The following is a 20,075-nucleotide window of genomic DNA, read 5'->3' as shown; positions in this document are numbered from 1 at the left end:
GAAGCGCACGGGCATGGTTGCTCCTTCGATACGGTCGGCCCCACTATCGGCCATCCAGGCGGGTTGGCGCCAGAACCCGGAGTCGAACCGGACATATCTACCGCCTAAAAGGGCGACAGTAGCGCGCTCGTGTCGGAGGTCACTGGTAGACCTGGGGACATGTTCCTCCTGGAGCGTGAAGACGCCAGCACACTCGTGCACTCGGCCAGCGACCTCGTGATCGCGGGCGAGTGCGAGTTCCGCCTGTTGCGCCGCCTCGACGAGCTCCTCGGCCGCAGCCCTCGCCGCGCGCGAGAGGAGGACGAGATGCTCGCGCGCACCGCGGCCCTGGGCGAGGACCACGAACACCGCGTCCTCGACGGTCACCTCCGTGCCTACGGCCCGGCCGACGGCGGACGCCCCGGCGGCGTGCTCGAGGTCGCGCCCGCGCGCCGGATGTCTCGCGACGAGCTGACCGACGCGCACTCCCGCACGCTCGCCGCCCTGGAGCAGGGGGCCGACGTCGTCTACCAGGCCTCGTTCTTCGACGGCCGGTTCCACGGCCGGGCCGACTTCCTGGTGCGCGACCCGCTCGGCGAGATGGCGCACCTCGGCGGCCCGGACGGCGTCGTGCCGCGGTATGCCGTGCACGACTCCAAGCTGGCGCGCCGCACCAAGGTCCGCGCCCTGCTCCAGCTCGCCGCGTACGCGGACCAGCTGATGGCGGCGCGGATCGACCCGACCGACGAGGTGCACCTCGTGCTCGGCACGGGGGAGACCACGTCGCACCGGCTCGCCGACCTGCTGCCCGTCTTCCGCAAGCGGCGTCAGCGCCTCACCGAGGTCCTGGCCACCCACGTCGCGGACGACGCCCCGGTGAGCTGGAGCGACGAGCGGTACCTGGCCTGCGGCCGGCTGCGGGACTGCCCGGACTGCGCCGACGCGGCCAAGCTGAGCCGCGACGTACTGCTGGTCGGCGGGGTGTACGGGGCGCAGCGGGCGAAGCTCTCGGCGTCGGGCATCATGACGATCGACGGGCTGGCGGCCGCCGAGGAGCCGCCCGTCGGCATGGCCGCCGGCCGCTTCGACGGGCTGCGCGCCCAGGCGCGCCTCCAGCTCGGGCTTGACGACGGCGACGGCTCGGTCGCGCTCGACCACCTGCCCGACGGCGTCGACCCGGACGGCCCCGACGCGCGGCTGCGCTGGCAGCTCGTCGCGACCGAGGCCATCGACCGGCTCCCGCAGCCGAGCCCCGGTGACGTGTTCTTCGACTTCGAGGGTGACCCCCTGTGGGAGGAGGCGCGGCTGCCCGGTGACGACCAGGCGCCCGCCATGGGCCTCGACTACCTCTTCGGCTGGGTCGAGCGCCCCGGCCCGGGCGACGGGACACCGCCCTTCCACGGGCTCTGGGCCGACGACCTGGCGAGCGAGCGCGATGCGCTCGTCCGGTTCGTGGACTACCTCAACGCACGCCTGAAGACGTATCCCGACCTGCACGTCTACCACTACGCCGCCTACGAGAAGACCCACCTGCTCTCCATCGCGGCGCGGCACGGCGTCTACGAGGACGAGGTGGACCAGCTGCTGCGCGACGGGGTGCTGGTCGACCTCTACGCGGTGGTCCGGTCGTGCCTGCGCATCTCCAACCGGTCGAAGTCGATCAAGAAGCTCGAACCGCTCTACATGCAGGACGACCCGGCGCGTGAGGGTGTCACCAGCGCGACGGCGTCGGTCACGGAGTACGCGGAGTACGCGAAGCTCGCGGCCGACGGGGAGGAGCGGGCGGCGGAGCTCAAGCAGCGGATCCTGGACTACAACGAGTACGACTGCCGGTCTACGTTGCGGCTGCTGGACTGGTTGCGGTTTGCGCGTTCGTCTGTCGGGTCGGTTGCTGCTGTTGCTGCTGTTGCTGCTGGGTCGGGCAGGGTGGCTGGGGCGGCCGCGGGGAGTGGTGCGGCGGGGAGCGGCGAGGCGGAGAACGGCGGGGTGGGGAGCGGTGGGGCGGGGGACGGCGAGGCTGGGAACGGCGGGGTGGGGGACGGCGAGGCTGGGAACGGCGGGGTGGGGGACGGCGAGGTTGGGTTCGAGGGGGGTGAGGAGAGTCCTCGGGCTTTGGCTCGGCGGGCGGGGCGGGAGCGGCGGTTGGCGCTGGCCGCCGAGATCTCCTCGCGGGTCGGGGAGAACCGGGGGGAGCGGTCGCTCGAGGTGCAGGCGCTCGCGCTGCTGGGCGCCGCCGTCGGGTACTACCAGCGGGAGGAGAAGCCCTTCTGGCAGGAGCACTTCGCGCGCCTGGAGCTGCCGCTGGACGAGTGGCCCGGTCGGAGGTCGACGTTCCACGTGGAACGTTCGAGAGTGCTGCGGGAGTGGGGCGTCGTGGGGCGCGACCGGCTTCCCTCGCGGGAGGTCGAGCTGGTGGGTCGCATGCTCGACGGGTCGCGGATCGACGGGTCCGACCTCGGCGTCGGAGACGCGGTGCATGTGCTGTACGACCAGCCGGTGCCGCCGGTCGTGGGCGAGCTCGAGGTGCGGGCCGTGCGCGGCGAACACTCCGGTGGCGTGATCCTGAACGTCATTGAGGAGTCCGACGGTGACACGGACGGCGCTTCGCGGGGTCGCGACGTCGTGGTTCTGCGGGAGCGGCTCTCCGGGGGAGCGGAACCCCACGACCAGGCGCCCGTCGCGCTCGCACCGCAGCGCGGCCCCGCGCACGACGCACAGGAACGCGCGGTCGAGGATGCCGCCCGCGCCGCCCTCGCCCTGTGGGACGCGGACCGGACGGTGCCCGACGGCGCCGCCGTCGACCTGCTGCGCCGCAGGCCGCCACGACTGGTCGACGGCGGGGAGCTGCCGGAGCTCGGCATCGGACATCGCGCTGGAGACAGTGGCGGGCACACCGCTGGAGACAATGGTGGTCACAGCGTTGAGGACAGCGTTGAGGACAGCGTTGAGGACAGCGCAGGAGACAGCGCAGGAGACAGCTCAGGAGACAGCGGTGGGGACGGCGCAGCGGACAACCCTGGAGTCAGCGGCGGGCTCGATCTCGAGGCAGCGGTACATGCCGCCGTCGAGCGGCTCGACCATTCCTACCTCGCGGTGCAGGGCCCGCCCGGCACCGGCAAGACGCACGTCGGGTCGCACGTCGTCGCCAGGCTCGTGAGCGCCGGCTGGCGGGTAGGCGTGGTGGCTCAGTCGCACTCGGCGGTCGAGAACATGCTGAGCGCCGTCGTCGACAAGGCGGGTGTGCCCGTCGAGCTGGTCGCGAAGAAGCAGCGGGCGAAGGGTATCGAGAAGAACACCGCCCAGCCGTGGCAGGAGGTGAACAGCGAGAAGCTCGCGCAGTTCGCCGCCAGCAGCACCGGGGGCTGCGTGGTGGGCGGTACCGCGTGGGACTTCGCGCACGAGCGCTGGCCCGACGAAGGTCTCGACCTGCTGGTCATCGACGAGGCCGGGCAGTTCTCGCTCGCCGACACGATCGCCGTCGGCCGGGCCGCCCAGCGGCTCCTCCTGCTCGGTGACCCGCAACAGCTTCCGCAGGTCAGCCAGGGAAGGCACCCCGAACCGGTGGACGAATCGGCGCTCGCGTGGCTCGCGGCCGGCAGCTCCGTGCTGCCCGACGGGCTCGGCTACCTGCTGCCCGAGTCGTGGCGGATGCACCCCGAGGTCTGCGCCGCCGTGTCCCAGCTCTCGTACGCCGGCCGGCTCTCGGCCCACCCGGTCACGACGGCGCGGTGGCTCGACGGCGTGACACCCGGCGTGGTGCACGTCCCGGTCGCCCACGAGGGGCGCTCGACGTCGTCCCCCGAGGAGGCGGACGAGGTGGTGCGACAGGTGCAGAACATGATCGGGCGGGGGTGGGAGCCAGGCAGTGGCCGCCCGTCCCGCCCCCTGGGGCCCGACGACGTGGTGGTGGTCGCCGCCTACAACGCGCAGGTCCACCTGGTGCGCCAGGCGCTGCGCGCGGCCGGCCTCGGTGGGGTGCCCGTCGGCACCGTCGACATGTTCCAGGGCCGGGAGGCGCCGGTGGCGATCCTGACGCTCGCCGCCTCGTCGCCCGAGAACGTCTCCCGGGGCATGGGATTCCTGCTGTCGCGCAACCGGATCAACGTGGCGGTGTCGCGCGCGCAGTGGCGGGCCGTCGTGATCTCGTCACCCCGGCTCACCGACTACCTGCCCGGTGACCTGGAGGCCGACGGTGTGCGGCACCTCATGGAGCTCGGCGGATTCCTGCGTCTCATCGGCACCTGACGCACCGGCTCCTGCCGGGTGCCGGTGCGAAGGATGGCGCGGCTGTCGCCGGTCGAGACCTGGGCGATACCCGCTCGACCGGCGACAGCCGCGCCACGGTGCTGTTCGCGGAGGGGCTAGAAGTCGCCGCCCCCGAAGTCGCCCCCGCCGAAGTCGCCGCCCCCGAAGTCGCCACCGAAGAAGCCGCCTCCGGCATCCGCCCCGGCGTCTCCGCCGTCGGCGCCGGAAGCCTCGGTCGGCTCGGCACCGGCCTCCGCGCCCGCTTCCTCGCCGCCGCCGGACTCGCCGCCGCCCTCCTCGCCGGCGAAGTCCTGCGCCGGGTCCCCGAAGGAGCTGCCGAACATCATGTCCGCGACGGCCGAGCCGATGACCATGCCACCGATCGTGCCGAGCATGCTCGCGCCGAGCATCGAGCCGAAGCCCGGACCACGGCTCTGGCCGAAGTTCCGCTCGAGGGTGCCGGGGTTGCGCATCTCGGCCCGGGTGGCCATGCGGGCCAGGTCGCGCGGGTCGTCCGACGTCGCGCGCTCGTTGGCCGGCACGGTCTCGCTCAGCTGGGCCAGGACCTGGCTCCGCTGCTCGGGCGTGAGCTGGGCGAACGCCTCCGCGTGCGCCTCCTCGACCCGGTCCGGCGGCGCGGTGCGCAGCAGGTAGCGGTAGCGCTCGATCGCCACCTCGTCCTCGCTGCGGCCCGTGCTCGCGGCGGACCCGTAGACGGGTGCCGTGCCGTAGTCGGGGGTCCGGCCCGGCGCCTGCTGGTACTGCGGCTGTGGCGTGCGGCCGCCCTGATACATACCGGGGGTCTGCTCGCGCGGCTCGCGGCCGAGCAGTCGGTCGAGGAAGCCCATGATCTCAGTCCTTCGTGAGGTTCGGTCCTGACGGTCCACCCGGGTCAACGGAGCGCCGTCGCCCTGGGTTCCCACTCATCGTCCCCCGCGGATGCGAACGAGACATGACGAAGGCCCGGCCGCCTCGTGAGGTGACCGGGCCTTCGTCGTGTCTGTCGGGAGCGTCAGCCCTCGACCGAACCCTCGATCACGCGGGTCCAGATGTTCTTGTTGTCGCCGTCGTACTCGTACACGCCGACGAACGCGGACGACGGGTCGTTGTCCTCGTTGATCGGACCGATGCCCGAGACACCCGTGTAGTGGATCTCCTCACCGGCCTCGAGCGCCGCGACGCCCTCCTCGAAGCTGGACACCTCGGTGCCACCGTTCGAGCCGGAAACCGCGCGGAGCTCCGCGGCGATGTCGGTACCGGTGGTCGACTCGGCCTTCACCGCGGCGAGCGCGGCGAGGATCACGGCGTCGTACGACTCGGCGGCGTAGGCGTAGTCGGTCAGCGCCTCGCCCTCGTTCTCCTCGTACCAGGCGTTCGCGTCGTCCTTGAAGGTCTGCTCCGGGTCGGCGCCGGGGATGGTGCCGATGACACCCTCGAGGGTGCCCGGGTCGAAGTCCTCCGAGTAGTCGGCGGTGTTGCCGTCGCAGAAGTACGTGGTCCCGTTGAAGTCCCAGCCCTGCGAGACGAGCTCGGACACGGCCGCCGTCGTCTCCTCGAACGCGATGATGGCGATCGCGTCCGGCTTGGCCGCCAGCACGTCGGTCACGATGGACGAGAAGTTGGTCTCGCCCGGGGCGAACTCGTCACCGTCGTCGGTCCCGCCGTAGACGACCTCGGCACCCGCTGCCTCGATCGTCGACTGCACGACGTCGCGCAGGCCGGTGCCATAGGTCTCGTTCTGCACGAGGAAGGCGACCTTCTGGTGCCCGCCGTCGAGGATGAGCGAGCCGAGCGCCGCACCCTGCACGGTGTCCGGCGGGGCGGTGCGCGCGAACAGGTCGCTCACGCCCGACAGCTCGGTGGAGGTGTTCGCGGGCGAGATCTGGAGAACCCCGGCCTCGGTGAACTGGTCCACCACGTTCTGGGACACGGACGAGGACGCGGCACCGATCGCGACGTCAACGCCGTTGCTGATGAGGTCGGTGGCGGTGTTCGTCGAGACGCTCATGTCGGTCGAGTCGCCGGAGTCACCGGTCTCGAGCGCCACTTCGTTGCCGAGCACACCCCCGGCAGCATTGATCTCGTCGACCGCAAGTCCGACGCCGGCGAACTCGGGCGGGCCGAGGTAGGCGAGGGAACCGGTAACGGGGAGGATGGTGCCGATGGTGAGCGGCTCGGCGGAGCCGCCACCTTCTCCGCCATCTCCCGAGGTGGAGCAGGCTGCCAGGCCCACGCTGAGGACTGCCGCCAGCGCGAGACCGCGCGAAGCCGTGGAACGTCGGATCATTTCTGCTGTTCCCCTTCAAGCGGGAGTGGATCTGACGGCGGCACTTTGCCCCGTCGTGGTCGCTGAACGTAGTCACCCCATGTGACGCTCGTGTATCGATCCGCCATCCAGGCCCATATTGTTACGAGGACGTGACCCTGCTCACTCTAGACCCAAGAAAAGTTCATCCGGGCACCTGTCTGACACACGTCACGAAGATTTGGTCGGGCTTTCCTGGACCGGGGCAGGTACGCTTGCCGTGTTGCAGTGCCTCGATCGTTCTTCCAAGAGATGACGACGACACCGTGATTACTGCGATCCCGAAGGCCGGGGTCGTCGCATCTTGCAAGGAGCAGTACATGGCATTCGGAACCGTCAAGTGGTTCAACGCCGAGAAGGGCTTCGGGTTCATCGCACCCGAGGACGGTGGGCAGGACGTGTTCGCCCACTTCAGCGCGATCCAGTCGAGCGGCTACCGCTCGCTGGAGGAGAACCAGCGCGTCGAGTTCGACGTGAAGCAGGGCCCCAAGGGCCTCCAGGCGGAGAACATCCGCCCGATCTGATCTTGACAGCCGACACTGCAGGCTCGCCTGAGAACGTCTGAGCCTGCCCGGTTGTACGACGTCGGCCCGGTCACCTTTCGAGGTGACCGGGCCTTCGTTCTGCCCGGATCCCGAGGGGTGGGCCGCCGGTTCGCCTCCGTGGTTCATCCGATGAGGGCCGAGCGGGACAATGGGCTGGTGCAGCACTTCGCCTCCGACAACTACGCCCCCGTCCACCCCGAGGTCATGGCCGCGATCGTCGCGGCGAACGACGGCGCCGCCGTCTCGTACGGCGACGACCCCGTGTCCGCCCGCCTGCAGGAACGCACCACCGAGGTGTTCGGCGAGCACGCGCGCATCTTCCCCGTGCTGAACGGCACGGGTGCGAACGTCATCAGCCTCATGGCCGCGGCCCCGCGCTGGGGTGGGGTGATCGCCAGCGACGTCGCGCACATCCACACGGACGAGAACGGCGCGCCCGAGCGCGTGGGCGGCCTCAAGATCCTCGCCGTCCCGAGCGTGGCGGGCCGGATCGGGCCCGAGTCCGTCGACCGCTTCGCCGGCGACATCGGCGACGTGCACCGCGCGCAGCCTGCGGTCCTGAGCCTCACGCAGGTGACCGAGCTCGGCACGGTCTACTCCGTGGCCGACCTGAAGCTGCTCGCGGACACCGCCCACGCGGCGGGCCTGCGCGTGCACGTGGACGGGTCGCGCCTCGCGAACGCGGCGGCCACGCTTGACGTCGGCCTGCGCGAGATCACCACCGACGTCGGTGTGGACATCCTGTCCTTCGGCGCGGCGAAGAACGGCGGCATGCTGGGCGAGGCGGTGGTGGTGCTGTCCGACGGCGCGGCCGGCGCGGCACCAAGCCTGAGCGAGGCCGTGCCGTACCTCCGTAAGGCCACCATGCAGCTCGCGTCGAAGACGCGGTTCGTGTCGGCGCAGCTCCTGGCCCTGCTCGGCGCGCCCGGTACACCGACGTCCGGCAGCGGCGACGGCGCGCCGCTGTGGCTGCGCAACGCCGCACACTCCAACACGATGGGCGCGCGCCTGCGGGCCGGGATCGAAGCGGCGGGGCTGCTCGACCGGCCGTCGGGAGTCCGGGTCACGAGCCCGACCGAGGCGAACGTCGTGTTCGCGACGCTGCCCCGCGCGGCGGCCGATCGCGCGCGCACCCACGCACGGTTCTACGACTGGGCCCCGGGCGAGACGGCCGACCGCGTCGAGGTCCGCTGGATGTGCGCCTGGGACACCACGGAGGCGGACGTCGACGGGTTCGTCCAGGCGCTCGCCGAGGCTCTCTGACCCGGACCCCGGGATCTGCTAAGGGATCCGTTCCGGCCGGCGCCCCGATTGCACGTGTGCCCCGCGCTGGGGTGAGACTGATGGCCATGAACCGCTTTCGCCCGCTCGGGCTCCTCACCGCGGCAGCTGTCGCGGTGACGGTCCTGGCCGCGGGCTGCGCCGGTCCGACGGCGGAGCCCGCGCCGACCGCCCTGCCCGGACCCGTTCAGTCGAACACCCAGCCGAGCGGGCGGCCCAGCTCGCCGTCGCCGAGCGCTGCGCCGTCCGGCCCGGGTGCGCCGTCGGGTGGCGCGTCGCCGGGGGAGCCCACCGCGAGCCCCACCGCTGCGCCCACGCCGGAGCCGACGCCCGAGCCGACGCCCGGAACCCCGGACCTGTCGCTCGTGGCCGGCTGGACGCTGGAGGAGAAGGTGGGCCAGATCGTGATGGTGGGCCTGCCCGTGGCCGGACCGTTCCAGCCGACGTTCAACATGGTGCGGAACCAGCGGATCGGCGGCGTGTTCCTGCACGGCCGCACCAGGGCGGGCCGGCAGCCGGTGAAGAACCTGGTGGACGCTGCTGTCTCCGCCGCGGCGCAGGGCAGGGAACCCCTGTTCGTGGCGACCGACCAGGAGGGCGGCGAGGTGCAGGTGCTGCGCGGGCCCGGGTTCAGCGACATGCCGAGCGCGCTCGACCAGGCGAAGATGTCGGCGCCCGACCTGCGGGCCAGGTCCCGCACCTGGGGCGCCCAGCTCGCCGCCGCCGGCGTGAACCTCAACCTCGCGCCGGTGCTGGACCTCGTGCCGCCCGGGACGGCGTCGTCCAACGCGCCGATCGGTGCGTTCGGGCGCAACTACGGGTACACGACGGAGTCGGTGATCACGCACGGCAACGCGTTCGCGCAGGGCCAGCGCGACGCGGGAGTGCAGACGTCGATCAAGCACTTCCCCGGCCTGGGGCGGGTCACCGCGAACACGGACACCACGGCCGGGGTGACCGACACGGTCACCGGCCCCGACGACCCGTCCGTTGCGGTGTTCGACTCCGGCATCGAGGCGGGCTCCGGCCTGGTCATGATGTCGTCCGCGATCTACACGAAGATCGACCCGGACGCGCCGGCCGTGTTCAGCCCCACGGCGGTGGGCCTGGTCCGTGAGCTCGGGTTCGACGGCGTGATCATCTCCGACGACCTGTCCGCTGCGGTGCAGGTCGAGAGCGTGCCCGCCGGCGCGCGGGCTGTCCGCGCCGTCGATGCCGGGGTGGACGTGGTGCTCGCGTCCGCGCGGCCGACAGTCGCCCCGGCCATGGTGAACGCGCTGATCAGGACGGCGCGGAGCGATCCGGGATTCGCCGCGAAGGTGGACGCGGCGGCGGCCCGCGTGGCCGCCGCCAAGGCCGACCTCTGACGTCGCGGAGGCCGCGGATCAGTTGTCGGCCACGCCCAGCACGTCCAGGGTCCACGCGTGCTCGAACGCGATCTGCTCCCACGCGGAGTAGCGCCCGGAGACGCCGCCGTGCCCGGCCGACATCTCGATCTTCAGCATCGCGGGCGCGCCCGCGGCCTGTAGCCGGGCCACCCACTTCGCCGGCTCCACGTACAGCACGCGGGTGTCGTTGAAGCTCGTGGTGGCGAGCACGCGCGGGTAGTGCGTGGCGTCGTCGGCCACGTTCTCGTACGGCGTGTAGGAGCGCATGTACGCGTACACCTCGGGGTCGTGCAGGGGGTCGCCCCACTCGTCCCACTCGGTGACGGTCAGGGGGAGCGTCGGGTCGAGCATGGACGTCAGCGCGTCCACGAACGGCACCCCGGCCAGCACGCCCACGAACAGCTCGGGCGCCAGGTTGGTGGCCGCGCCGACGAGCAGCCCGCCGGCGCTGCCGCCGTCGGCCACCATGCGGTCCGGTGCCGTCCAGCCCGCGGCGACGAGGTGCCGGCCGCAGGCCACGAAGTCGGTGAACGTGTTGCGCTTGGCGCCCAGCTTGCCGTTGTCGTACCAGGCGCGGCCCATCTCGCCGCCGCCGCGCACGTGCGCGATGGCGAAGACGACCCCGCGGTCCAGCAGGCTCAGGCGCGGCACCGAGAAGTAGGGGTCGATCGAGGTCTCGTACGCGCCGTACCCGTACAGGAGGAGGGGAGCGGGCCCCGAGGGCGCGTCTCCGGACGAGCCCGGCTCGTCCGTCGAGCCTGCCCCGCCGGCCGAGCCCGACGAGTCCGTCGAGCCTGCCCCGCCGGCCGAGCCCGACGAGTCCGACGAGTCCCCGAACCGCACCTTGTCCTTGCGCCAGACCAGGGAGATCGGCACGCGCGTCCCGTCCTCCGCGACCGCCCACTCCCGGCGCTGGTCGTAGTCGCCGGCGTCGTACCCGCCCAGCACCGGCTGCTGCTTGAGCAGGGTGCGCTCGCCCGAGGCGACGTCGTACAGGTAGAGCGACGACGGGGTGACGAACGACGTGTAGCCCACCTTGAGGTTGGGCTGCTCCCACACGCCCACCCCCGCGCCGACGGACTCCAGCGGCTGGCCGAACGAGATCTCCTGGAAGTCCCATCCGGCGCGCGGCGAGAGGGGCAGGACAGCCGAGCGGGAGATCGCCCCGCGGCGGTAGTAGAGCACCAGGTAGCGCTCGCTCGCGCTCACGCCCTCCAGCCGCACCTCCGGGTCGTGCGGCACGACGACGGCTGCCGCCTCCGGGGCGACCGTCTCGCCGCGCGCCGGTACGGGGGACGCGACGAGCTCGAAGTTCAGGGCGTCCTTGTTGTGCAGGATCAGGAGGGTGTCGCCGGCCGCACCCAGCGAGTCCGGCAGCACCGCGTGCTCCACCGAGTACTCGACACCCTCGCGGCGGGGCCACACGACGCGGAACTCGCCGGTCGGGTCGTCGGACTCCAGCAGCCACGACTCGCTGGTCACCTTGGAGCCGAGCTCGATCTGCAGGTACTTCTTCGACCGGGACAGGCCGACGCCGACCCAGTACCGCTCGTCGGGCTCCTCGAACACCAGCGCGTCGTCGGACCCGGGCGTGCCGAGCCGGTGCCGCCAGACGCGCCACGGCCGCCAGGCGTCGTCGACCGTCAGGTAGAAGATGTGCTCGCCGTCGGGTGCGAACATGGCACCGGGCGCGGTGTCCCGTACCTCGTCCGCGAGGTCCTCACCCGTGGCCAGGTCGCGGACGCGCAGCGTGTAGCGCTCGTCGCCCGCGGTGTCGGTCGCGTAGAGCAGGCGGGCGCCGTCGTCGGACACGTCGAGCGAGCCCAGCGCGAAGAAGTCGTGGCCCTCGGCCTGAGCGTTCTGGTCCAGCAGCACCTGCTCGCCCGGCACCGGCTCGCCGGGTTCGAGGACGCGGGGCGTCCAGTCGTCCGGACCGGAGACGGGGTAGCGCGCGTGGATCGGGTACTGCTGGCCCTCGACCGTGCGGGCGTAGTACCACCAGGCGCCGTCGCGAGCGGGGACCGAGAGGTCGGTCTCGAGGGTGCGCCCCTTGATCTCGTCGAACAGGGTCTGCCGCAGCGGCGCGAGGTGCTCCTGGCGGGCCAGGGTCCAGGCGTTCTGCGCCTCCAGGTGCGCGACGACCTCGGGGTCCTCCTTCGCGCGGAGCCACTCGTAGTCGTCGATGAAGGTGTCGCCGTGGAAGGTGCGCTCGACAGGGCGGCGCGCGGTAACGGGCGCCTGGGGCGCGGGCGCGACACGTACGGAGCCGGCCGGTCGATCGGTTTCCGGTGCGGGCGTGGGGGAGGTCAGGGCGTCGTCGGACACCGCGCCAGCCTAATCCTGCCGTCCGGTTGGAGGGGGCTTTGGCGACATACGCCGCGAACCCGCACCGAACCTGTGTTCCGTGACTCGAGTGTGACCAGTGCGTGTAATCACTGACACATGGCCCGGCTACACTCTCGGCACGCCGATGCCATCAGTTTGATGCAGGCCTGGTTAAGCAGGACTGAATCATCCTGGCGTCGCGCGGCACCGAGACCTCGGAGCACTACACACCAGAACCGACGGAGGACCCGGCAGATGACAGCCGACCGACCGAACCTCGCGACGGCCGCGCGGAGGCTGCTGGCCACGCTCGCGGCTGTGGCCTTCCCAGCCGTGATCGCCGCGGCGCCAGCCATGGCTGCCTCTGCGCCCGACGCCGAGTGCACCCCCGACGCCTCGACCGCCTGTGTCGTGGCGATAGTCCTGGACGAGGACAACAACCCCGTCCCGGACGTCGGCGTGACCATAGCTGGCGCGGGGTTCGAAGTAGATGTGACCACCACCGATCAGGGCCCGGCGTCCGTGGAAGTGCCGCAGGTCGGCGCCTACACGCTGACCCTCGACGAGGCGACCGTCCCCGACGGGCTCTTCCCCGATGCCACCGAGCGCCAGGTGACCGCGCAGAGGGGCATCGCCGCCCGCGCCGCGTTCAACCTGGGTACCACGCCCCCCGAGGACGCCGAACCCACCGACGGCGCCACCTCGGCGCCCGCCGACGGCGAGACCGAGGGCAGTGAGCCGACCGACGCCGCGTCGGACGGGACCGCGCCCGTCGGCGAGGGTCTCGGCGGTGCTGACACCACCACCCGAGGGGGACCGTCCTTCGCTCAGATCTGGCAGCAGTTCGGCTCCGGCATCCGCTTCGGCCTGCTGCTCGCGCTCGCCTCGGTGGGCATCAGCCTCATCTACGGCACGACCGGGCTGTCGAGCTTCTCGCACGGTGAGCAGGTGACGCTCGGGGCGATGTTCGGCTTCATCGGCATCAACTGGCTGAACCTGCCGGTCTGGCTCACGGTGATCCTGGTGATCATCGTCTGCGCGGCGACCGGCTGGCTGCAGGACGTCGGCATCTGGGCTCCGCTGCGCAGGCGCGGCACCCCCGTCACGCAGATGATGATCGTGACCATCGGTCTGGCGCTCGCGCTGCAGTACGCCATCCAGATGGTCATCGGCGGCCGGTCGCTCCGCGTCCTGCCGGAGAATCCGAAGCCCTTGGAGATCGCAGGCATCACGCTGAGCACGGTGTCGTGGCTCTCGATGGTGGTGGCCGTCGTGGTGATCCTCTTCATCGCGTGGTTCCTCACCCGCACCCGGATCGGGCGCGCCACGCGCGCCGTGTCGGACAACCCGGCGCTCGCGTCGGCCACGGGAATCAACCCCGACCGCATCATCCGCATCGTCTGGATCATGTCCGCGGGGTTCGCGGGCCTGGCGGGCATGCTGCTGGCGATCTCGTTCGGCTCGTTCAACTGGTCGCTCGGCATGCTCCTGCTGCTGCTGATGTTCGCGGCCGTCACCCTCGGTGGCCTGGGCACCGCGTTCGGCGCCCTGCTCGGCTCCCTCGTGATCGGCCTCGTCGTCGAGATGTCCACCCTCATCCCCGGGATGCCGAGCGACCTCCGGTACGCATCGGCCCTCGTGATCCTCATCCTCGTGCTGCTGCTGCGGCCCCAGGGCCTGCTCGGCCGCGCCGAGCGGATCGGCTGAAAGGAGAACCATCATGGAACTGAGCCGCATCCTCACCCAGGCGCTCGCCGAGCTCATCGCTCCGACGACGGCCGCCATCGCGCTGGCCGCGATCGGCCTCAACCTGCACTTCGGGTTCACCGGCCTCCTCAACATGGGGCAGGCAGGCTTCATGCTGCTGGGCGCCTACGGCTTCGGCATCGCCACGATGTCCGGCGCACCGTTCTGGCTGGCCCTGGTCATCTCGATGGCCACCGGTGCGCTCTTCGCGTTCATCCTCGGCCTGCCCACGCTGCAGCTGCGGGGTGACTACCTCGCGATCGTGACCATCTCGGCCGCGGAGATCATCCGAATGCTCGGCCGCGCCACGGTGTTCCAGGAATGGACCGGCGGCGCGGCGGGACTCACGGGTGGCTCCTTCAAGGCGACGTTCCAGGAGCTGTCGTTCCTGCCGGCGGCGCCGGAGCGCGGTTCGTTCGGACCGCTCGAGTACGTGTTCACGGGCTCCGACTCGTGGTGGACCCGCCTGTTCGCGTGGGGCGTGGTGCTCATCGCGGTGCTGTTCGTCTGGCTCCTCACGCGCAGCCCGTGGGGCCGCGTGCTCAAGGGCATCCGGGAGGACGAGGACGCCGTCCGCGCCCTCGGCAAGAACGTCTTCTCCTACAAGATGCAGGCGCTGGTGCTCGGCGGCATGTGCGGTTCGCTCGCGGGCATGCTCTACGTGCTGCCCCGATCGATCGCCCCCGACTCGATGGGCCGCTCGCTCACGTTCTTCGTGTGGACCGTGCTGCTGCTCGGTGGTGCCGCCACCCTGTTCGGTCCGGTGCTGGGGTCCATGCTCTTCTACGCGGTCTACATGCTGGTCCGCGCGGGTATGCGGGAGGGGCTGGACGGCGTCGTGTCCAGCACGATGGTGGAGCAGATCGGTGGTCTGCTCGTGGGCGTCGCGCTGATGCTCCTCGTCATCTTCCGCCCACAGGGAATACTGGGGAACAAGAAGGAGCTCGCCTTCGATGTCCGATGAGACGAAGCCCGTCGAGACGACGGAGAACGAGGTGACCGAGGTGACCGAGCCCGCGAGCACCGTGGAGGCGCTCGACGCCGTCGAGCGCAGCGACTCCGCTGCCGCCAAGGCGGCCGAGCACGTCCTGGCCAAGGTCGAGCCGACGGTCGGCGTCAGCAAGCCGGACCCGATCATGCTGGTCGACGGCGTGCAGCGCCACTTCGGCGGCATGACCGCCGTCGACGTCGGGCACCTGGAGGTCCAGCGCGGCGTCATCACGGCCCTCATCGGGCCGAACGGTGCGGGGAAGACGACGTTCTTCAACCTGCTCACCGGGTTCGACAAGCCCAACCAGGGTTCGTGGTCGTTCGAGGGCAAGTCCCTGCACGGCATGGGCGCCGCCAAGGTCGCGCGCAACGGCATGGTCCGCACGTTCCAGCTCACCAAGGCGCTCTCGCGCCTCACGGTCATGCAGAACATGCTGCTCGCCGCGATGGACAACCCGGGCGAGAACCTGTTCGGCTCCCTGGTGCGGCCGCTCTGGGCGGGCACGGAGAAGCGGAACACCGAGAAGGCCCTGGAACTCCTCGGGCGGTTCAAGCTCGACACCAAGAAGGACGACTTCGCCGGCTCCCTGTCCGGCGGCCAGCGCAAGCTCCTGGAGATGGCGCGGGCCCTGATGACGGACCCGACCATGATCATGCTCGACGAGCCCATGGCCGGCGTGAACCCCGCCCTGGTGCAGTCCCTGCTGCACCACATCCAGGCGCTGCGCGACGACGGCATGACCGTCCTGTTCGTGGAGCACGACATGCACGCGGTGCGGCACATCTCCGACTGGGTGGTGGTGATGGCCGAGGGCAAGATCGTGGCCGAGGGCCCGCCCAAGTCCGTGATGCAGGACCAGGCGGTGATCGACGCCTACCTGGGTGCCCACCACGACACCGACCTCGGGGACGACTCCCTGCTCGACCCCGCGGTGCTGGCCCGGCTCGAGGCCGAGGAGGAGAAGCGATGACCGACACCGCCAAGACCGCCGAGCGGGAGATCCTGCTCAAGGCGACCGACATCGTGGCCGGGTACGTGCCCGGCGTGAACATCCTGAACGGGTGCAACCTCGAGGTCGCCAAGGGCGAGCTCGTCGGCATCATCGGCCCCAACGGCGCCGGCAAGTCGACGCTGCTCAAGGCCCTGTTCGGCCTGGTGCACGTCCGCTCGGGCAGCGTCACCATGGGCGGCGAGGACATCACCAACCACAAGGCGAACAGCCTCGTGTCCCAGGGTGTCGGGTTCGTGCCGCAGAACAACAACGTGTTCCCCTCGCTCACCGTCGAGGAGAACATGCGGATGGGCGTGTACCTGCGGCCCAAGTCGTTCGACGAGCGGTTCGAGTTCATCGCCGACCTGTTCCCCACCCTCGGGGAGCGGCGCGCGCAGCGTGCGGGCGCCATGTCGGGCGGTGAGCGCCAGATGGTCGCCATGGCCCGCGCGCTGATGATGAACCCGTCGGTGCTGCTCCTCGACGAGCCGTCCGCCGGGCTGTCGCCGGTGCGTCAGGACGAGACGTTCCTGCGTACCCGGATGATCAACAAGGCGGGCGTGTCGGTGGTCATGGTGGAGCAGAACGCCCGGCGCTGCCTGCAGATCTGCGACCGCGGCTACGTGCTCGACCAGGGCAAGGACGCGTACACCGGGACGGGCAAGGAGCTGCAGTCGGATCCGAAGGTGATCTCGCTGTACCTCGGCACGTTGGCGGAGGACGTCGACAAGGCTTCCTGATCGTCTTGCTCGTCCCCGGAACGGGACGGGGGATGGTGCGGCCGGCCGCACCATCCCCCGTCCCGTTCCTCGTGCCCGGTGGTCAGAACTTCAGGTCGGTCCAGGTCAGGCGGTGGTCGCTGCTCGGGAACGGGTACACGCCCGTGAGCCGGGACAGCGGGTCGGCCGCGGCCGGCCAGAAGACGCCGGCGTCGCGAACGCGCAGGTCGCGCGACGGGAGCACGTAGTCGACGCGGAGGTTGCCCGGCGTCGTGTCGGCGAAGTCCGCGGTGTCGAAGGCGGGGTCGCCCTCGTGGGTCAGGTTCGCGCCGGCCTGGAGTGCCGCCGCCTCGGGTGCGCCCGCCGACGTCGGGCGGGGGTCGGCGATCCGGGGGTTGTCCAGGAGCTGGTCGATCGCCACGACCCTGTCGCTGCCCGTGGCCGAGTCGCCGTCGACCGGGTCGGCGTTGTAGTCGCCCACGATCACGAACGAGGAGCCGGGGCGCAGGCCGCCACGGCGGCCCTCGTCGTCGTACTGGTACCAGGAGTGCCAGCCGCCGCGCACGTAGTCCGCCCAGAACCGGATCTCGTCGTGGTTGCGCAGCCCGTTGCGGTCCTCGGCGCCGTCGAACGACGGCGGGGTCGGGTGCGCAGCCAGCACGTGGATCGTCTCGCGGCCGACGCGCACCGGCACGTCCCAGTGGGACTTGCTCGACAGCGGCAGGACCGCGAGCTCCTCGGCCGAGTACCAGTCGGCGGGGGCGTCGGTGGCCGGGTCGTCCGGCAGGAGCGCGCCCGGCATGTCCTGCCACTTGAAGTCCTGGAACGTGCGGACCTTGTCGCGCTGGATCGGGTACTTCGACAGCACGACCATGCCGTACTGCCCCGGGAACAGGCCGAAGCCCAGGGCGTCGTCGCCACCCCCGGCGGTCCCGTTGTTGTTCAGGTCGAACCCGCTCGGGATCCCCGTGTTCGACGGCGCCACGAAGGCGTACGGGTACTCGACCGGCTGCCCCGTGCCCTGCGGCACCTCGAGGTAGTTCTCGCGGAACAGGTCCGCGGCGGCGTACGGGTCGGCGTCGCCGGAGTAGTCGAACTCGTTGAGCAGCACGATGTCCGGGTTGGCGTGCTGGATCACCTCGGCGACGGTCGCGGCCTGGGCGTCGTCGCCCGTGGACAGGTCGGAGACCAGCTCGCCCTCCACCGCGCGGTTGAGCGACAGGTTGTAGGTCGCGGCGCGGAGGGTCCGGTGTCCGCCGTCGGACCGGTCCGTGCCTGCCGACGGCGTGTCTGCCTGTGCCGTGCCCGCGGGCACGGTGCCTGCGGACGTCGCGCCCGCGGGCGCCGTGCCGGCCGCCGCCGTGCCGGCCGAGGCGAGGAAGGCCCCGGCCAGCAGGGCCGCTGCCGCGGCAGCGCCTGTCAGGCGCGAGGGGGTACTGGCTCGCATGACTGCTCCTTCTTCGGGGGGTCGTGCCTTGGGTCTGCGCGGGTGCCGCGGGTTGGTGTCGTGCGCGGCCTGTCCGCGTCAGCCACGGTAGGGCGACGCTGGTTCGCGTGGGTGAACAGCGTATGAACAGCCTTGCACCGAGGCCTGTCCAGGCCCGGTGCGGGGTCGTGATCGGATCGTTGCACGACGGTGACCAGCACGGACGTTCGAGACGGTAGTTTTCCCGGGCGGTCGAGGTGGCCGCGACGACGGCATTCGCCGTCGTGCCGAACCAAAGGAAGATTTGATGAACAGCACTCTCCGCTCCGCCGGTCGTCCGGCCCGGCTGCTGGCCGCCGCGGCCGCCGTGACCGTCTCGCTGACCATGCTCACCGGCTGCGGTGCGATCCTCGACGAGATCATGTCCAGCGGCGAGGCCCCGCGTGACGAGCCGGGTGGCGAGATCACCGCCTCCGCCGAGGCCGACGCCTTCGAGATCCTGAAGGGCGACTGCATCGACCTGGTGGCACTCGACGGCTACGGCGAGTCCGCTGAGGGCGAGGACTTCGAGGTCGAGTCGGTGCCCGTGGTGCCCTGCGCCGAGGAGCACACAGGCGAGGTCTACGCCGAGCTGATCATGGACGACCCGGCGTACCCGGGTGATGAGGCCATGTCGACGAAGTTCGACGAGTGGTGCTACGCCGAGTTCGAGAAGTTCGTGGGCCTCTCCTACGACGAGTCGGTGTACGGCTACACCGGCTTCTACCCGACGCAGGAGACCTGGGACCAGCTCAACGACCGCACGCTGCAGTGCATCATCAGCGCGGAGGAGCCGGTCACGGGCAGCCTGCAGGGCGTCGCGGAGTAGCTCGTGCAGGTCCTCGCCGCGCGGTAGCTCGCCGCGCGGCGACCAGCAGGTCCGTTGCGAGGACTGCCAGCGCGGCCAGCACGAACACCGCCCCGAACAGGGGCACCGTGCCGACGCCGTCCGCGGCGACCACCCACGCCCCGAGCGCCGCCCCGCCGGCGATCCCGATATTGAAGATGGAGCTCGATATCGCGGCCGCCGACTCGGTGGCGCCCGGGGCGACCTGCATGGTCAGGAACGACAGCGCCGGCGGGATCGCGCTGAACCCGACGCCGAACAGGGCCAGCCCGACCAGGGCGACCGCCGGGACGTGTCCCAGCCCCCAGAGCAGCACGAGCGCCCCGGTCAGCAGGCCCAGGGAGACGAGCACCGCGCGCCACGGCTGCTTGTCGAGCACCTGCCCGATCACTATCGTCGCGACGACGCCCACCACACCCTGCGCGAGCAGCAGCACGCTGAGGTACTCGTCGGGAAACCCCGCCGTCTCCAGCAGGAACTGCGTGACGAACGTGATCATCATGAATCCGCCGGTCACGAGCAGAACCGTCACCACCATCAGCACCACGAACCGCCGCATGCTGGGGTCCGTGCCGCGGGCGGTGCCACCCTGCTCCGGGGTGACGTCCGGCATCGCGGCCACCATCAAGAGGCACACGGCCAGGCTGACCGCGGAGAACAGCAGGAACGCGGTGCGCCAGCTCGTCTGCTGGCCCACCCAGGTGCCGAGCGGGACGCCGAGCACGGGCCCGAGCGAGTTGCCGATGGTCAGGCGCGCGATCATCTTGCCCCGCACCGCCGGCGCGAACAGGCTCGCGGCCGCCGGCGTGACGGCCGACCAGAACAGGGCCTGCCCCAGCGCGGTGAACATGCGCGCGGCCATGAGGTCCGCGTACCCGACGGCGAAGGCCGACCACAGCGAGCCGATCGCGCAGACGGCGGTGGTCGCCCCCAGGACGTAGCGGCGCGGGAACCGGCGCGTGAGGCGCGAGAGCGGCAGCGACGCGAGGACGACGACGGCGGCGTAGGCCGTGACCAGGAACCCGATCTCGGAGGTGCTGCGGCCCAGGTCCGGGGCGATGAGGGTGAGCAGGCCGCCCGGCAGGTTCTCCGCGGTGACAAACGTGAAGGCGCTCACGGAGAGCGCGATGAGCGCGAGGGTCGCGCGTCGCTGGTTCACGGGGGCCGCGGCGAAGTTCTCCGCTGCGGCAGGTCTGCTCGCGGTCATGCTGCTCTCCGGCTGGTCGGCGGGCGTGGGCTTACCCGGAC

14 protein-coding genes are annotated in these 20,075 nt (G+C 71.2%); 9 read left to right on the top strand and 5 right to left on the bottom strand.

Annotated features, from left to right (window positions below; genetic code table 11):
- The first annotated feature begins 159 nt into the window (after positions 1 to 159).
- Complete coding sequence (locus C8K30_RS09775; RefSeq protein WP_108492716.1) at positions 160 to 4,224, top strand: bifunctional RecB family nuclease/DEAD/DEAH box helicase; 4,065 nt, start codon at positions 160 to 162, stop codon at positions 4,222 to 4,224.
- A gap of 116 nt (positions 4,225 to 4,340) precedes the next feature.
- Here the strand turns inward: C8K30_RS09775 and C8K30_RS09770 are convergent, their stop codons facing one another.
- Entirely contained in the window at positions 4,341 to 5,072 is a 732-nt protein-coding gene (locus C8K30_RS09770) for a hypothetical protein (RefSeq protein ID WP_108492715.1), read from the bottom strand.
- Between the two features lie 164 nt (positions 5,073 to 5,236).
- A complete protein-coding gene (locus C8K30_RS09765) occupies positions 5,237 to 6,511 on the bottom strand; it encodes an ABC transporter substrate-binding protein (RefSeq protein WP_108492714.1) in 1,275 nt (424 codons plus the stop codon).
- Positions 6,512 to 6,849: 338 nt separating this feature from the next.
- Between C8K30_RS09765 and C8K30_RS09760 the strand changes: the two genes are divergently transcribed.
- From C8K30_RS09760 to C8K30_RS09750, 3 genes are all read left to right on the top strand, one after another.
- A complete protein-coding gene (locus tag C8K30_RS09760; RefSeq protein WP_036971009.1) occupies positions 6,850 to 7,053 on the top strand; it encodes a cold-shock protein in 204 nt (67 codons plus the stop codon).
- A gap of 177 nt (positions 7,054 to 7,230) precedes the next feature.
- On the top strand, positions 7,231 to 8,337 hold the full coding sequence (locus tag C8K30_RS09755; protein ID WP_108493049.1) for a low specificity L-threonine aldolase: 1,107 nt from the start codon (positions 7,231 to 7,233) through the stop codon (positions 8,335 to 8,337).
- An 86-nt stretch (positions 8,338 to 8,423) separates the two neighbouring features.
- On the top strand, positions 8,424 to 9,722 hold the full coding sequence (locus C8K30_RS09750) for a glycoside hydrolase family 3 N-terminal domain-containing protein (protein WP_233257089.1): 1,299 nt from the start codon (positions 8,424 to 8,426) through the stop codon (positions 9,720 to 9,722).
- Positions 9,723 to 9,740: 18 nt separating this feature from the next.
- Here the strand turns inward: C8K30_RS09750 and C8K30_RS09745 are convergent, their stop codons facing one another.
- Positions 9,741 to 12,068: a S9 family peptidase gene (locus C8K30_RS09745; protein ID WP_108492712.1), complete on the bottom strand. Its 2,328-nt coding sequence runs from the start codon at positions 12,066 to 12,068 to the stop codon at positions 9,741 to 9,743.
- A gap of 255 nt (positions 12,069 to 12,323) precedes the next feature.
- On the opposite strand from C8K30_RS09745, the gene C8K30_RS09740 reads away from it, so the two are divergent.
- From C8K30_RS09740 to C8K30_RS09725, 4 genes are read left to right on the top strand one after another with little or no spacing between them, the layout of a single operon-like run.
- Positions 12,324 to 13,775: a branched-chain amino acid ABC transporter permease gene (locus tag C8K30_RS09740; RefSeq protein WP_108492711.1), complete on the top strand. Its 1,452-nt coding sequence runs from the start codon at positions 12,324 to 12,326 to the stop codon at positions 13,773 to 13,775.
- 13 nt (positions 13,776 to 13,788) lie between these two features.
- Positions 13,789 to 14,778 (top strand): branched-chain amino acid ABC transporter permease, encoded by a 990-nt coding sequence (locus C8K30_RS09735; RefSeq protein ID WP_108492710.1) that lies wholly within the window; start codon positions 13,789 to 13,791, stop codon positions 14,776 to 14,778.
- Positions 14,768 to 15,775 (top strand): ABC transporter ATP-binding protein, encoded by a 1,008-nt coding sequence (locus C8K30_RS09730; protein WP_369939645.1) that lies wholly within the window; start codon positions 14,768 to 14,770, stop codon positions 15,773 to 15,775. Before C8K30_RS09735 ends, C8K30_RS09730 begins: the two co-directional genes overlap by 11 nt.
- Entirely contained in the window at positions 15,772 to 16,536 is a 765-nt protein-coding gene (locus C8K30_RS09725; protein ID WP_108492709.1) for an ABC transporter ATP-binding protein, read from the top strand. The genes C8K30_RS09730 and C8K30_RS09725 overlap by 4 nt, the downstream gene beginning before the upstream one ends.
- 82 nt (positions 16,537 to 16,618) lie before the next feature.
- Here the strand turns inward: C8K30_RS09725 and C8K30_RS09720 are convergent, their stop codons facing one another.
- Entirely contained in the window at positions 16,619 to 17,962 is a 1,344-nt protein-coding gene (locus tag C8K30_RS09720) for an endonuclease/exonuclease/phosphatase family protein (RefSeq protein ID WP_108492708.1), read from the bottom strand.
- A gap of 286 nt (positions 17,963 to 18,248) precedes the next feature.
- On the opposite strand from C8K30_RS09720, the gene C8K30_RS09715 reads away from it, so the two are divergent.
- On the top strand, positions 18,249 to 18,809 hold the full coding sequence (locus tag C8K30_RS09715) for a septum formation family protein (protein WP_108492707.1): 561 nt from the start codon (positions 18,249 to 18,251) through the stop codon (positions 18,807 to 18,809).
- Here C8K30_RS09715 and C8K30_RS09710 read toward each other — a convergent pair.
- Complete coding sequence (locus C8K30_RS09710; RefSeq protein ID WP_108492706.1) at positions 18,778 to 20,034, bottom strand: MFS transporter; 1,257 nt, start codon at positions 20,032 to 20,034, stop codon at positions 18,778 to 18,780. The two genes, C8K30_RS09715 and C8K30_RS09710, sit on opposite strands and share 32 nt — an antisense overlap.
- Positions 20,035 to 20,075: the final 41 nt, after the last annotated feature.

It is taken from the genome of Promicromonospora sp. AC04 (genome assembly GCF_003058225.1).
In the GTDB taxonomy this organism is placed as follows: Bacteria; Actinomycetota; Actinomycetes; order Actinomycetales; family Cellulomonadaceae; genus Promicromonospora.
This window is presented reverse-complemented; position numbering and strand designations above follow the sequence as displayed.

Bases quoted from the DNA above. Each gene is read 5' to 3' on its own strand.
- C8K30_RS09765 (WP_108492714.1), bottom strand. From the start codon at position 6,511: ATGATCCGACGTTCCACGGCTTCGCGCGGTCTCGCGCTGGCGGCAGTC.
- C8K30_RS09725 (WP_108492709.1), top strand. From the start codon at position 15,772: ATGACCGACACCGCCAAGACCGCCGAGCGGGAGATCCTGCTCAAGGCG.
- C8K30_RS09740 (WP_108492711.1), top strand. From the start codon at position 12,324: ATGACAGCCGACCGACCGAACCTCGCGACGGCCGCGCGGAGGCTGCTG.
- C8K30_RS09760 (WP_036971009.1), top strand. From the start codon at position 6,850: ATGGCATTCGGAACCGTCAAGTGGTTCAACGCCGAGAAGGGCTTCGGG.
- C8K30_RS09750 (WP_233257089.1), top strand. From the start codon at position 8,424: ATGAACCGCTTTCGCCCGCTCGGGCTCCTCACCGCGGCAGCTGTCGCG.
- C8K30_RS09720 (WP_108492708.1), bottom strand. From the start codon at position 17,962: ATGCGAGCCAGTACCCCCTCGCGCCTGACAGGCGCTGCCGCGGCAGCG.
- C8K30_RS09770 (WP_108492715.1), bottom strand. From the start codon at position 5,072: ATGGGCTTCCTCGACCGACTGCTCGGCCGCGAGCCGCGCGAGCAGACC.
- C8K30_RS09730 (WP_369939645.1), top strand. From the start codon at position 14,768: ATGTCCGATGAGACGAAGCCCGTCGAGACGACGGAGAACGAGGTGACC.
- C8K30_RS09710 (WP_108492706.1), bottom strand. From the start codon at position 20,034: ATGACCGCGAGCAGACCTGCCGCAGCGGAGAACTTCGCCGCGGCCCCC.
- C8K30_RS09715 (WP_108492707.1), top strand. From the start codon at position 18,249: ATGAACAGCACTCTCCGCTCCGCCGGTCGTCCGGCCCGGCTGCTGGCC.
- C8K30_RS09775 (WP_108492716.1), top strand. From the start codon at position 160: ATGTTCCTCCTGGAGCGTGAAGACGCCAGCACACTCGTGCACTCGGCC.
- C8K30_RS09735 (WP_108492710.1), top strand. From the start codon at position 13,789: ATGGAACTGAGCCGCATCCTCACCCAGGCGCTCGCCGAGCTCATCGCT.